Source organism: Glutamicibacter sp. AGC46 (assembly GCF_053543715.1).
This window is the reverse complement of sequence record NZ_JBLVOJ010000005.1, coordinates 115,517-128,782: the sequence shown is the minus strand read 5'-3', so window position 1 is coordinate 128,782 and position 13,266 is coordinate 115,517. Positions and strand designations below refer to the sequence as shown.

Annotated in this window: 13 protein-coding genes; 7 read left to right on the top strand and 6 right to left on the bottom strand. The window is 67.2% G+C overall.

Annotated features, from left to right (window positions below):
* Positions 1-704, bottom strand: a 704-nt coding sequence (locus ACNPM8_RS01550) for a SulP family inorganic anion transporter (RefSeq protein ID WP_448939131.1), incomplete at its 3' end; no start/stop codon positions are given.
* Between the two features lie 187 nt (positions 705-891).
* Between ACNPM8_RS01550 and ACNPM8_RS01545 the strand changes: the two genes are divergently transcribed.
* Positions 892-1,281 (top strand): MerR family transcriptional regulator, encoded by a 390-nt coding sequence (locus ACNPM8_RS01545; protein WP_286172296.1) that lies wholly within the window; start codon positions 892-894, stop codon positions 1,279-1,281.
* A 9-nt stretch (positions 1,282-1,290) separates the two neighbouring features.
* A complete protein-coding gene (locus ACNPM8_RS01540; protein WP_448939130.1) occupies positions 1,291-1,788 on the top strand; it encodes an N-acetyltransferase family protein in 498 nt (165 codons plus the stop codon).
* 29 nt (positions 1,789-1,817) lie between these two features.
* Here ACNPM8_RS01540 and ACNPM8_RS01535 read toward each other — a convergent pair whose 3' ends face one another.
* Positions 1,818-2,192: an ArsR/SmtB family transcription factor gene (locus tag ACNPM8_RS01535; RefSeq protein ID WP_332489430.1), complete on the bottom strand. Its 375-nt coding sequence runs from the start codon at positions 2,190-2,192 to the stop codon at positions 1,818-1,820.
* A gap of 141 nt (positions 2,193-2,333) precedes the next feature.
* Between ACNPM8_RS01535 and arsB the strand changes: the two genes are divergently transcribed.
* From arsB to ACNPM8_RS01520, 3 genes are read left to right on the top strand one after another with little or no spacing between them, the layout of a single operon-like run.
* The gene (arsB, locus tag ACNPM8_RS01530; protein ID WP_448939129.1) at positions 2,334-3,389 is read left to right on the top strand and encodes an ACR3 family arsenite efflux transporter; all 1,056 of its coding nucleotides are present in this window, start codon (positions 2,334-2,336) and stop codon (positions 3,387-3,389) included.
* 11 nt (positions 3,390-3,400) lie between these two features.
* Positions 3,401-3,814 (top strand): arsenate reductase ArsC, encoded by a 414-nt coding sequence (locus tag ACNPM8_RS01525; RefSeq protein WP_426736095.1) that lies wholly within the window; start codon positions 3,401-3,403, stop codon positions 3,812-3,814.
* Between the two features lie 42 nt (positions 3,815-3,856).
* On the top strand, positions 3,857-5,284 hold the full coding sequence (locus ACNPM8_RS01520; protein WP_426736097.1) for an FAD-dependent oxidoreductase: 1,428 nt from the start codon (positions 3,857-3,859) through the stop codon (positions 5,282-5,284).
* 118 nt (positions 5,285-5,402) lie between these two features.
* Here ACNPM8_RS01520 and ACNPM8_RS01515 read toward each other — a convergent pair whose 3' ends face one another.
* The 4 genes from ACNPM8_RS01515 to ACNPM8_RS01500 all read right to left on the bottom strand — a co-directional run bounded on the left by ACNPM8_RS01515 (position 5,403) and on the right by ACNPM8_RS01500 (position 10,184).
* A complete protein-coding gene (locus ACNPM8_RS01515) occupies positions 5,403-7,208 on the bottom strand; it encodes an ABC transporter permease subunit (RefSeq protein ID WP_448939128.1) in 1,806 nt (601 codons plus the stop codon).
* Positions 7,208-8,743 carry an ABC transporter substrate-binding protein gene (locus tag ACNPM8_RS01510; RefSeq protein ID WP_448939127.1) on the bottom strand — a complete coding sequence of 512 codons (1,536 nt, stop codon included), beginning with the start codon at positions 8,741-8,743 and terminating at the stop codon, positions 7,208-7,210. Before ACNPM8_RS01510 ends, ACNPM8_RS01515 begins: the two co-directional genes overlap by 1 nt.
* 65 nt (positions 8,744-8,808) lie before the next feature.
* Entirely contained in the window at positions 8,809-9,483 is a 675-nt protein-coding gene (locus tag ACNPM8_RS01505; protein WP_448937926.1) for an ATP-binding cassette domain-containing protein, read from the bottom strand.
* Positions 9,480-10,184: an ATP-binding cassette domain-containing protein gene (locus ACNPM8_RS01500; RefSeq protein ID WP_448939126.1), complete on the bottom strand. Its 705-nt coding sequence runs from the start codon at positions 10,182-10,184 to the stop codon at positions 9,480-9,482. Before ACNPM8_RS01500 ends, ACNPM8_RS01505 begins: the two co-directional genes overlap by 4 nt.
* A 196-nt stretch (positions 10,185-10,380) precedes the next feature.
* Here ACNPM8_RS01500 and ACNPM8_RS01495 point away from each other — a divergent pair, with 196 nt between their 5' ends.
* Together ACNPM8_RS01495 and pstS are read left to right on the top strand one after the other, a co-directional pair.
* Positions 10,381-11,943, top strand: a complete 1,563-nt coding sequence (locus ACNPM8_RS01495; RefSeq protein WP_448939125.1) for an FAD-dependent oxidoreductase — start codon at positions 10,381-10,383, stop codon at positions 11,941-11,943.
* A 211-nt stretch (positions 11,944-12,154) separates the two neighbouring features.
* Positions 12,155-13,231 (top strand): phosphate ABC transporter substrate-binding protein PstS, encoded by a 1,077-nt coding sequence (pstS, locus tag ACNPM8_RS01490; RefSeq protein ID WP_448939136.1) that lies wholly within the window; start codon positions 12,155-12,157, stop codon positions 13,229-13,231.
* The last annotated feature ends 35 nt before the right edge of the window (positions 13,232-13,266 follow it).

Below are 13,266 nucleotides of genomic sequence, written 5' to 3'. Positions count from 1 at the left end.
ACCTGCAGGGTTTCGAGGTTCAGCGGGATATCCGGGAAGAACAGTGTTGGCAGGGACTCGGGCAGCTGGCCCTTGTCGCCCACGGTGGGTACGGCAACCGAGGCGAATACGGTGATCAGCGTCAGCACCACGATGGCCACCAGCGGGGCGGGGATGGCGGTGGTCAGCTTGGGCAGGCCGAAGACGATCAGCAGACCCAGGATCGTGAGCGGGTAGACCAGCCAGGGGGCTCCGAGCAGTTCGGGAACCTGGGACATGAAGATCAAGATTGCCAGCGCGTTGACGAATCCGACCATGACCTGGCGTGGAATGAAACGCATCAACTTTGCCACGCCCAGCAGGGCCAGGATGACTTGGAAGATTCCGGCGAGGATGACGGCGGCGATGAAGTAGTCCACGCCGTGGCTGGCTACCAGCGGTGCGATGACCAGCGCGATGGCGCCGGTGGCCGCGGAGATCATCGCGGGGCGTCCGCCGAAGAAGGAGATGGACACGGCCATGGTGAAGGAGGCGAAGAGCCCGATGCGCGGGTCAACTCCGGCGATGATCGAGAAGGCGATGGCCTCGGGGATCAGGGCCAGGGCCACGACCAGGCCTGCCAGGACCTCGGTTTTCAGCAGCCGCGGGGATTTCAGGGTGCGCAACACCGATTGGCGTTCGGTGGGACTCAGTGCGGAAGGATCCGCTGTGGTGCTGGTGCTCATAGGTGAGCTCCCTTCTTTTCAAGCCAGTAAGCGTGGGGCACGTGCAGTGCGTAGAATTCATGGGATGGGCATCATTGCGCCGCAGACGAGGCAAGAGCTGCCGGAGCGGTCGTAGACCTGATGCCATCGAATACAACTCTAACCTAACGTAAGGGTAGGGTTGTAATTGGAGGAAACGGAGGACTTCATGGATCAAGCGAAGACCGAAGGTGCTGGCGGTTCGATGCATATCGGTGACATGGTCGAGGCTACCGGCCTGTCGCATCGCACCATCCGCCACTACGACGAGGTGGGGTTGCTGCCGGCGAGCACCCGCAGCGAAGGCGGTTTCCGGATCTATACCGACTCGGATCTGGCCCGCATGCTGGTGATCCGCTCGATGAAGCCGCTGGGCTTCTCGCTGGAGGAAATGGGGGAGCTGCTTGACGCGGTGGACGCGCTCGCGGCAGATCCGCAGGACTCCGTCGCCCGGGCCAAGCTCGATGACTACACCCAGCGTGCCAGCGCCAAGCGCGACAAGCTCGCGCTGAACTTGCAGCGTGCCGAGTCCTTCATCGCGGATCTTCGCACCAAGTAGGCCTGAAGCATGGAGATCCGCTTAGCCGCGATGGCGCAGAACCACTGGGCGGATGTCGCCCGCATCTATGCCAGCGGCATCGAGACCGGCCTGGCCACCTTCGAATCCGAGGTGTCGGCACGCGAGAAGTTCTTCGCGGCGAAAATTCCTGCCTTGTCGCTGGTGGCCATTGCGCCCGATGCCAAGGTTCTCGGCTGGGCTGCGGCCAGCCCGGTTTCGGCCCGCCCGGCCTACCACGGCGTGGTGGAGCACTCGGTGTACATTGATCCGGATCATGCCGGATGCGGCATTGGCACTCGGCTGCTGGCCGAGCTGATCGCCCGGGCAAGGGAAGAAGATTACTGGATGGTGCAGTCGGCAGTCATCGCCGGCAACGAAGCCAGCAGGGTACTGCATGCCAGGGCCGGGTTCCGCGAGGTTGGCCGGCGCGAGCGGATTGCCCGGGGTGCCCGCGGGGCAGTGGCGGGGCAATGGCTGGATACCGTCCTGTATGAGCTCAGGCTCTAGGTAGCGCCCTGCCCAGGTGGGTCTGCGGCCTAGCCCTTGGGTGCCAGGCTGGATCCTAGGGATTCCAAAGCGCCAGGGACGACGGAGTAGTACGCCCACACCCCGCGCTTTTCGCGGTGCAGGATTCCGGCCTCCACCAGGATTTTCAGGTGGTGCGAGACCGTCGGCTGCTTGAGGCCCAATGGTTCGGGCAGGTCGCAGACGCACGTCTCGGCCGATTCGCTGGCGGAGACGATGGACAGGATGCGCAGGCGGTTGGGATCGCCCAGGGCCTTGAAGCGCAGCGCCAACGCTTCGGCCTGCCCGGCGTTGAGGATTGCCTCGCCTTGGGATGGCGTGCAGCAGGCGTCGGCTGCCGGTACTGGGGAAGTTTCTCCGGCAGGATTCACGGTGGCTGTGCTCACGGGCCTTGGCTCTTTTCTTCTGGCGCCAGAGATTGACAAACGTCGATATGTTTCATCATACTCAAAACATCGACAATCGTCGATGCCTATTCTTGGAGTGATGAATCAGTGGCACCCGCGCCTGCGCTAGACACTGCCCCCGTGGCGGCAAAACTTTCCTTCCTGGACCGCTACCTGGCCCTGTGGATCCTGCTGGCCATGGGCGTCGGCTTGGGTCTGGGCCGCATCTTCCCTCAGCTGGGCGAGCTGCTGGACCGCTTCACCGTGGCCGGGGTCTCGGTACCCATCGCCATCGGCCTGCTGGTCATGATGTATCCGGTGCTGGCCAAGGTCCGCTACAACGAAACCGGCCGCGTGCTGGCCGACAAGAAGCTGATGATCACCTCGCTGGTGATCAACTGGGTCCTGGCCCCGGCGTTCATGTTCGTCCTGGCCTGGGTATTCCTGGCAGACCTGCCCGAATACCGCACCGGCCTGATCATTGTGGGGCTGGCCCGCTGCATCGCCATGGTGTTCATCTGGAATGATCTGGCCTGCGGGGACCGGGAAGCGGCCGCGGTGCTGGTGGCCATCAACTCGGTCTTCCAGGTCATCGCCTTCGGTGCCCTGGGCTGGTTCTACCTGCAGCTGCTGCCATCGTGGCTGGGGCTGGAAACCACCAGCGCCGAGTTCTCCATTGCCGCGATCACCGCTTCGGTGCTGGTCTTCCTGGGCATTCCGCTGGTGGCCGGCTACCTGACCCGTACCCTGGGCGAAAAGGCCATGGGCCGCGACTGGTACGAGGGAAAATTCCTGCCGAAAATCGGGCCGTGGGCACTGTACGGGCTGCTGTTCACCATCGTGCTGCTCTTCGCATTGCAGGGCGATAACATCATCTCCAAGCCCCTGGATGTGCTGCGCATGGCGATCCCGCTGCTGATCTACTTCGTGGTGGTCTTCGGTGCCGGAATGCTCATCGGCCACTGGCTGAAGCTGGGTTACCCGCGCACCACCACTCTGGCGTTCACTGCCGCCGGCAACAACTTCGAGCTGGCCATCGCGGTAGCCATCGCCACCTTCGGTGCCACCAGCGGCCAGGCCTTGGCCGGGGTGGTGGGTCCGCTGATCGAGGTGCCGATCCTGGTTGCCTTGGTCTACGTGGCCCTGTGGTCCCGGAAATTCTTCCCGGCTGTAAGCACTTCGACTACTTCTTCCTAAGGACAACACCCATGACTGCTGCCGAAAAGCCTTCAGTTCTCTTTGTCTGCGTGCACAATGCAGGGCGTTCCCAGATGGCCGCCGCCTTCCTCTCCCACCTCTCCGGAGGGCGCATTGAGGTCCGCTCGGCCGGATCCGCCCCGGCTGATTCGGTTAACCCGGCCGCCGTGGAAGCCATGAAAGAAGTCGGCATCGACATGTCCTTGGAAATCCCCAAGGTGCTGACCACCGAAGCCGTGAAGGACTCCGATGTGGTGATCACCATGGGCTGCGGAGATGCCTGCCCATTCTTCCCGGGCAAGCGCTATGAAGACTGGAAGCTGGAAGACCCCGCAGGGCAGGGCATTGACGGCGTGCGGCCAATCCGTGATGAAATCCGTGCCCGGATTGAGAACCTCATCGCCGACCTGCTGCCGGCCAGCTAAGCGCAGACCGTCTCCAGAATTCCAGCAGCCAAGGAGAAACCCATGCAGGAGAACCTTCCAGTCATCGTCATCGGCGCCGGCCCCATCGGCCTTGCTACCGCCGCCCACCTGCGCGAACGCGGGCTGGAAGTGCTTGTCCTGGAAGCCGGGGACAGCGCCGGCGCCGCAATAGCCCAGTGGTCCCACATCAAGCTCTTCTCCCCATGGCGCTTCAATATCGATGCGGCCGCCCGCCGGCTGCTGGAAACCCCAAGCGAGGGATACGCAGGAGGCTGGGAAGCGCCGCGGATCACCAAGCTTCCCACCGGCGCGGAGTTGGTCAGCGAATATCTCCAGCCGCTGGCCGCCCACCCGGAATTGTCACCGCGCATCCGCTACGGCCACCGCGTGGCGAAGATCAGCCGCGTGCTGGCCGACGGCCGCGGTGCCGACAAGGCACGCACCGCGCACCGCGATGAAGCCCCGTTCCTGGTGCGCACCGAAACTCCGGGCGGCCCGGTGGATCTTCTCGGCCGTGCCGTGGTTGACGCCAGTGGCACCTGGAACCAGCCAAGCCCGGTAGGCCGGGCCGGAATCCAGGCCATCGGCGAAGCGCAGGCGCGCGAGCGCGGCTTCATCATCTGCGGGCTGCCTGATCCGCTGGGCGCCGATGAGCAGGAGCTCGCGGGCAAGAAATTGCTGGTGCTTGGCGCCGGGCATTCGGCGGCGAATACCGTCATTGCCCTGGGCCGGTTGCAGAAGAAGTTCCCGGACATTCGGATCCTTTGGGGCCTGCGCGGGGCGGCCAACCCGATTCGGCTCTACGGTGGCGGAGCTGCTGACCAGCTACCAGCCCGGGGCCAGCTGGGCACGTCGCTGCGCCGGCTGGTGGAGAACGGCAACGTGGAACTGCTGGAAAATGTCTCCGTCGCTTCGATGAGCGCAGGGGATCAGCTGTCCGTATCGCTGGCTGACGGGCGCGAGCTGGGCGTTGACCGCATCATCGCCGCCACCGGTTTCCGCCCGGATCTGCAGATGCTCTCCGAACTGCGCCTGGACCTGGATGAATGCGTTGAAGCCCCGCGCCAGCTCGGGCCATTGATCGACCCGGAATTCCACAGCTGCGGAACGGTCAGCGCGCACGGCGAAAAGCAATTGGCGCACCCGGAAAAGAACTTCTACATCGTTGGAATGAAGAGCTATGGACGGGCTCCGACGTTCCTGATGGCTACCGGCTACGAGCAGGTGCGCTCCATTGCCGCTGCCTTGTCCGGCGATGCCGACGGGGCAGGCCGGGTTGAACTGGATCTGCCGGAAACCGGGGTCTGCTCCACGGATCTGGGCGGTTCCTGCGATGCCCCCGCGGACGGCGGCACCGCCAGCGGAACCGAGCCCGCCGAAGCGGCCGGCTGCTGCACCTCGCCGCAGCCGGTGAGCCTGGGATTGGCCACAGGAACACGGCACGGCAACAGCGAAGTGGCCGCCCAGTAAGCCTGCTTGGGCAAGGGGCGATCGCCACGGAAACTCGATGGAGCCAAGGGGCAGCGCGGCATATGCCGCGTTGCCCCTTGGCTCCATTTTCTTTCCAGGGCCGGGATAGGCCCGCGTTTCAGCTCACCGGGACCGGCGTGTTCCTGGCCGCCGGATCCTGCTGCGCAGCCGTGCCTCGGGTACCGGCACGCTGCGGCGCCGGGATTCCGGCGAGCGCCACCGCGCACACGGAAGTGAGCACCAGTGCGGTAGCCGGGGCGATGGCAGTCCACGGAGCCCGCTCGACATAGCCGATGCCTTCGGCCAGCAGCAGGCCCCACTCCGGGGTGGGCGGCTGAGCCCCGAGCCCGAGGAATCCGAGGGCAGCCAAAGCCAGTGCCACCCCGGGCAACCGCAGCATCCCGTGCCTCAGCAGGGCCGGAAGCACCGCGGGCAGCAAATGCTGGACCCAGATCCGGCCGCGCGGCACCCCCGAGAGCGGAAGCCAGCGGATATGCGGCATGGCCCGGGCCTCGTCCAGCAGCGAGGCAGCATGCGTGGCCAGCGGAGGCCAGCTCACCCAGAGCACGGCCAGCGCCGCACCGCCCACCGACGGGCCCAGCAGGGCCGCGATGACCACTCCGGCCAGAATCGGCGGAGTCGCGTTGGCGATTACCGCCGGCCCGCGCGAGATCTCGCCTGCCGCCGCAAGCAGCAGGCCGATCAGGATTGCGCAGGCCACGATCGCCAGTGCCGGGCCTACCGTGCCCAAGGTTCCGTGGGCCACGCGGGCCAGCAGATCCCGTCCGCTGGAATCGGCGCCGAACGGCAGACCGGCCCTCGGGGCTTGCAGCCTCTGGAAGGCAAGGGTGTAGGGGTCGCGCGGCAGTCCGAAAGCCAGGATGGCCAGCAGCGCGGTGCAGGTGATCGCCGCAGTCCAGCGCTGGATCCTGCCGTTGCCGCGCGCCTCGGGCGGGGCTGGCAGCGATCCGGCGGGCAGGGCGCCGCCGCGCAGCGCGCGCCGGGCCGCTGCGGTGAGCATTCCGATCAGCAGCGCCGATCCCGCCATCAGCAGCAGGCCGGCCTGCAAGGCGGGAATGTCCTGTGCATTGGCCGCCCCGAGCAGGTAGCGGCCAAGTCCGGGCACCGCGAAGACCTGCTCCACGGCCACCGCGCCGCCGAGCAAGCCGATGAACACCAGGCCGAGCTGGTCGATGACTGCCGCGGCGGCCCGGCGCAGCACCCCGGAGAGGATGGCCGGTGCCGGAGCTCCGGCCAGGTGCCAGATTCCGGCCCAGCGTTCGGCGGCCACCGAGGCGATGGCATCGGCCAGCAGCCGGCCGAGCAATCCGCCGGCCGGGATGCCCAGGGCCAGTGCGGGCAGGATCGCGGTGTCCAGCCCGGTCCACCCGTAAGGCGGAAGCCATTGCAGCTGCACCGCCACCAGTACCAGCAGCAAGCTGGCCAGCAGGAATTCGGGCAAGGCGGTCAGCGCCACGCCCAGCGGCCCGGATCCTGAATGCTGCCGGTTGCGCAGCACGCGCAGCGCGGCGGGCAGCACCAGGGCGAAGGCCACGGCGAGCGCGATGATGGTGGCGAAGGCGGTGAGCGTGGCGGAGACCGACAGGGCCCGCCAGGCGCCGGGAGCGATTTCTGCCCCGCTGACCCAAGAGCTGCCCAGATCCCCGTGCAGCACCCCGGACCACCAGTGCAGGCTGGTGGCCAGCGGGCCCTGGTCCAGGCCCAGCTGCGCGCGCACGGAGGCCAGCGCCTGCTCGGTGGGTTCCAGCTCGGCATAGCGTGCGCGCAGCACCGCGGCGGCCGGGTCCGTGCGCGAAAGCCAGGGCAGCGCGCCGGCTACCAGCAGCAGGGCCAGCGCGCTGAGCAGGCAGGATGCGAAGGACGGCCAAGAGAGGCGCCGCGCCTTCAGGGCGAACCAGTTCATCAGCGTTGCGGCTCCTGCTCGCTGTCCAGGCGGGTCTGCGCAGTGATCAGCTCGCGTTCGCGCGGATCCTGCGCGGCATCGCGCACGGCGGGGCCCTCGCCCTGGATCACGCGTTCGTGCAGCAGCGCGATGGCCGCATCGGTGCCCAGGATCCGGGCTTCGGCCAGCATGATCTGCTCCTGGCGTTGTTCCCCGGCTTCGGTTTCCGAGGCCCGGGCGATGGCCTGGTCCACATCCTTGTCGCAGAGCTGGGCGATGGCGAAGCCGCCTTCGCAGGTGAAGTCGGAGGCGAAGTACGCAACCGGGTCCCCGGAATCCAGCACGGTGGCGCGCGAGAGGATGAAGGCATCGAAGGCGCCGTCCAGTGCGTCGGCCTCGATGTACTGGTATTCGCGCACATCCTGCTTCACGATGAATCCGGCCGCTTCCAGCTGCTGCTCGAGGATCACCGCGACTTCCGGCAGTTCGGCGCGGTCGGTGAAGGTGCCCAGGGTGATTTCCACGTCCTTGACCTTGGCTGGTTCGGCACGCTGGGCCAGCAGCTGCCGGTATTCTCCAGAATCGCGCAGCCCGGCGGCGTAGGGCAGGGCCGGGCCGAGCAGGCCCTCGGCTATATCGGCGCGGTTCTCGTACACCGACTCCACGATGGCCGCCCGGTCGATGGCTTCGCGGGCCGCGGCGCGCACCGCCGGGTCGGCGAACGGGCCCTTTTCGGTGTTCAGGTACAGCGTGTTGGTGCGCGGCATCGGCACTTCGGTGAGCAGCTCCTGGTCCACCGTGGCGGCCTGCCCGGCGGGGATCGCCTCGATGACATCAGCCTCCGAGGTGCGCAGCGCGGCGGCGCGGGCGGTGCCATCGGGCACGAACTTCACGTCGATGCCCGAGGCTGCGGCCTTCTCGCCCCAGTAGCCCTCGTACCGGTCCAGGGTGGCCCCGGAGATCCCGTCTACGTCCACGATCTGGAAGGGGCCGGTGCCGTGGCCGGCCGGATCCACTCCGTTGGCGGTGTAGGCTTCGGCGGCGAAGATGGCCAGCTGCGGGCTGGAGAGCCGCTGGGGCAGCAGCGGGTCGGGATCCGCGGTGGTGATCCGCAGTCCGTGCTCCCCGCGCACCGCGACCTTCAATGCGGTTCCGTTCAGGATGCGCGGCACCGGGGTCGAGTCGATGGCCCGCTGCAAGGAGTTCGCCACCGTTTCGGCGGTCAGCGGCTGGCCGTTGTGGAAGCTGGCGCCTTCGCGGATCTCGAAGTCCCAGGCCAGCTCGCCGCTGCGTTCCCAGCTGGTAGCCAACGCCGGCTGGGCGTCCCCGGACGCGTCGAGGTTGACCAGGGTTTCGGCGGTGGACCAGCGCGATAGCTTGAACGCGTCGTCGCTGAGCGGGCTGAGCCCGGAGCGGGGCGGCTGCATGTGGGCTACGGAGATGCGGTCGGTGCTTCCGGCCTGCTCGGCGGCCGCGGAGAAGCAGCCGCTGAGGGCAAGTGCTCCGGCGAGCGGGATGGTGAGCAAGGCCAGGGTCTTGGGGCGGGGTCGATTCATGGGTGCGAGGTCCTTGGGTGATGGGTGATGGGTGATGGGTGATGGGTGATCAGCTGGCGGGCGGGTTATCGGGACGGTGGGCGGATGGCAATGGTGCGCGAGCATTGCGCGGCCAGTTGCGGGTCATGGGTGATCAGTAGCAAGGCAATGCCCGAGTTGGCGGCGGTGGAGAGCAGCTGGCCGGCGACTGCTTGGGCGGTGTCCGGATCCAGGGCGCTGGTCGGCTCGTCCGCCACCAGCACCGAGGGGTTCACCGCCACGGCGCGGGCCAGCGCGGCCCGCTGCAGCTGTCCTCCGGAGAGCTGGTGCGGGCGCCGATCCAGCAGTGCCGTGTCGAATTGTGCCAGCTCGGCGGCCCGGGCGATGCCCGTTCCGGGGCCGGCTGGGGGAGCCAGCCGGTGGATGGCCTGCTGCAGCGAGGTGCGGATGCTCCACCGCGGCACGAAGGCGGCGGCAGGATCCTGGGGCACGCCCTGGACCAGCCGGCGGCGTGCTGGCGCGTGGCTGCGCTTCGGTGCGCTCCAGTGCTGGCCCAGCACGCGGATTTCTCCGGAGTCCGGCAGTTCCAGACCTAGCACGATGTCGGCCAGGGTGGATTTGCCGGCGCCGGATGGCCCGGTGATGGCCACCGATTCGCCCGGGTCCAGCGTGAAGCCAAGGGGCTCCAGGACCAGTCGGCGGGCGGCTCCGTGCCCGCGCTGTGCGCTGAGCGCGGATACTTCCAATGCGGGGATGCTCAAGCCGGTACTCGTTCCAGGCGGGGCGCGGTGGTGCTGGCGATCTTCCCGGAGTCCAGGACCAGGTGCCGGGTGGCCAGCGCCTGGGCGACTGCCGCGTCGTGGGTGACCAGTACCAGGGCCTGCTGCTGGCCCAGCAGGGTGCCCAGCAGTTCCAGGATGAGGTCGCGGGCGGTGTGGTCCAGGGCGCTGGTCGGTTCATCGGCAAGGATCAACGGGGCTTGGCTGAGCACGGCCAGGGCTATGGCGGCGCGTTGTGCTTGGCCTCCGGAGAGTTCCGCGGGACGTCGTGCGAGCAGCTGCGGATCGTCCAGTCCGGCGTCTTGCAGGACGTCGCGGACTTGCTGCGCGCTGGCGCCGGTGGCCTTGCGAAGTTGCCGTTCCAGCGGCAGCAGCGGATGCAGGGCGTCCTGGCCGCGCTGCGGGATGTAGCCGATGCGCGTTGATCCGGGAGTGCGGGTTCCGGTGAATTCCAGTCCGGGTGCCCAGTTCCCGGTGATCATCGACAGCAGCAGCGACTTGCCAGCACCCGACGGGCCGGTAATGACCACGCGCTCGCCGGGAAGAAGCATGAACTCCTCGACGTCGAGCAGCGGGCTGGCGGCGCCGGGCAGTCCCAGGCGCGCGTTACGCAGGCACAAGGCCGGGCTGGGCGGCAGCGGGGCGCGGGGCTGGCGGGCGAGCCCGGGCTCTTCAAGAGTCATAATGAGAATCATTATCACTTAAGTTTTCTCGGCAGCGCAAATCAGCCTGCGGGATCGGCAAGGCGGCCGTGGCGGGCCGCGGCCGCTGGCCAAGCTGGGTGAATTCGCCTGATTTTCCGTGGCCGTACCGAACCTCGGCGCTTGTGCATACCGTGGAATCAGGGTGCGGCAGCAAACTGAGCAAGAGGAGAAAGCGATGATGGAGTCGTTATGGCAGGCGAAGCGTTCTTCCGGTGGCGCCGACCAATTCCAGCCGGGCGCAACCTATGACGCCATCGTCGTAGGCGCGGGGCTGACCGGGCTGGCCACCGCCGTGCTGCTGAGCCGGGCCGGATTGAGCGTCACGGTACTCGAAGCCAGGTTCGCCGGGGCCGGAACAACAGGAGCGAGCACCGCGAAGCTCAGCTTGCTGCAGGGCACGGTGCTCTCCGGGATCCGGGAGCATTGTTCCCAAGAGGTCGTGGACGCCTATGTCCGGGGGAATCTCGAAGGGCAGTCGTGGTTGCTGCGCTACCTGGAGGAGCGGGATGTCGCCGTGCAGCGGCGGGATGCCTACACGTACACCGAAGCCGAATCCGGACGTGCCAGTCTGGAGAAGGAAGCCGAGGCAGCCCGCAGCGCCGGGGTGGAGGCCAGCTGGTGCGGCCCGGACATCGGATTGCCGTTTCCCGTGGCCTCGGCGCTGGCCCTGCCTGGCCAAGCGCAATTCAACCCCATGGAAGTGCTCCAGGCCTTGGCCAGCGACCTGCGCTCGCGCGGGGGCAGGATCGTCGAGGGCGTCAGAGTGCGCGATGCCAGCGCCGGCGCCCTGGCCACAGTGCATACCAGCCAAGGCGAGAACCGTGCCCAGCAGGTCATCCTGGCCACGGGAATCCCCATCCTGGATCGGGGACTCTATTTCGCCAAAGTCGAACCATCGCGCTCCTACGTGGTTGCGCATCGCATTGATGCAGCCACCGGTGCGCTGCCCCAGGGGATGTACCTGTCCATCGACCATCCAGCACGTTCGCTGCGGACCGTTCCTCTCGACGGGCAGGAGCTGCTGCTGGTGGGCGGCAACGGCCATCCGGTGGGCCAGCAGCTCTCCGAGCTCGGCCAGCTCAAGGACCTGGATATCTGGACCAGAAGGCATTTCCCCGGGGCCGAACTCGCCGGCCAATGGTCGGCGCAGGACTACAAGTCGGCCAATATGGTTCCGTTCGTGGGCCAATTGCCCCGCGGGGGAGGGAACATCCATGTGGCCACGGGCTACAACAAGTGGGGGATGGCCAATGCGATTGCCGCCGCCCTCCAGCTCAGCGCGAACATCCTCGGCGGAAATATCGCCTGGGCGCAGGCCTTGTCGCAGCGCGCCACCACCCCGTCCGACCTGGTCGCCGGGGCGAAGATCAACTCCCGGGTTGCCGGAAAACTTGTCGCGGGATGGAAACGCTCGCTGCTTGGCGAAGCAGGCAAGGGCGCCGCGCAGGATGCAGGCGGCGTGTCTGGCGAGGAGCGGACTCCGCCCGCCGAGGGCCAAGGCCTGGTGCTGCGCGAGGGCCTGCGCCCGGTCGCCGTGTCCACGACCGGCGGGGCCACCTGCCGGGTGTCCGGGATCTGCACTCATCTAGGTGGCGTGCTGTCGTGGAATGACGCGGAGAAATCCTGGGATTGCCCGCTGCACGGGTCCAGGTTCAGTCCGGCCGGGGAAGTATTGGAGGGGCCGGCGACGCAGGACCTCGCTGCTATCGACTCGGCGGCTGGCACCGGCGGGCATTAGGCGCCTGGGAAACACAGTTCAACGCCCGCGGGCCCGCCGAATACTCATCGGCTGTGGCCAGGGAATGATTTCGGAAAGTGCAGGGATGATGATTCACTGGAATTTCAAGTACATCCGCCGTTCACCTTGGACCCCAGGAGAAGTTTTGCGAACCACCGGACCTGCCCGGCCACCTCTGCCTCGAACCGCCGCTTTCACCGCGATTGCCAGCATGGGCCTGGTCCTGCTGCTTTCGGGCTGCGGGTCGGACTACCCGCTGGGAGAAGAGCAGCGCAAGGCCGCTGAATCGAATAGCTCTAGCCTCCAAGGCACACTGACCGGCGGCGGATCCACCGCGCAGAATTCCGCCATGAACGCCTGGACCACCGAATTCTCCACCATGCACCCCCAGGTCCAGGTGCAGTACGCCTCGGTGGGCTCCGGCGCCGGACGCGCCGGGCTCCTGGCAGGCGGCACCGAATTCGCCGGATCCGACGCTTACCTGAAGGAAGAGGAAGTCCAGCGCTCCATCGAGACCTGCGGCCCGCAGGGCGCGATCAATATCCCGGCGTATATTTCGCCGATCAGCATCGCCTTCAACCTGCCGGGCATCAAGGAATTGAACATGGATGCCCCAACGATCGCCAGGATCTTCTCCGGTGAGATCCGCTCCTGGCAGGACCCGGCCATCGCCCAGCTGAACCCGCAGGTGCAGCTGCCCGACCTGCCGATCACCGGGGTGGCGCGCGCCGACGATTCTGGCACGACCGAGAACTTCACCGAGTACCTGCATGCGGTAGCTCCCGAAGCCTGGCCACACGAGCCGGATGGCGGCTGGCCGGATGCCACCGGGCTGGAGAAGGCCCAGGGCAATGCCGGCGTGGTGACCACCGTGACCCGCGCCGTGGGCGCGGTTACCTATGCCGATGATTCCCTGGTGGATAAGTCGCTGGGCAAGGTGAAGCTGAAGGTCGGCGAGGAATTCGTGGCAGTCAGCGGGGAATCAGCGGCCAAGGCAGTGGCCGAATCAGAGCGGGTCCACGGCCGCGGTGAGCACGATATCGCCCTGGAACTGGACCGCAAGACCACCGCCGCCGGCGCGTACCCGATGGTGCTGGTCTCCTACCTGCTGTTCTGCAGCGGCTACGAGGATCCGCAGACCATGGAACTGGCCAAGACCTTCGGCCAGTACGTCGTCAGCGACCAGGGGCAGAAGACCGCCGCCGACTCGGCCAAGAGCGCGCCGATGCCGCAGCAGCTGGCCGAAGATGCCCGCGAAGCCATCGATTCGATCACCGCGCGTTCCTGATTCGGGCGAACAGCCCTGCTGCATCCATCCGCAGG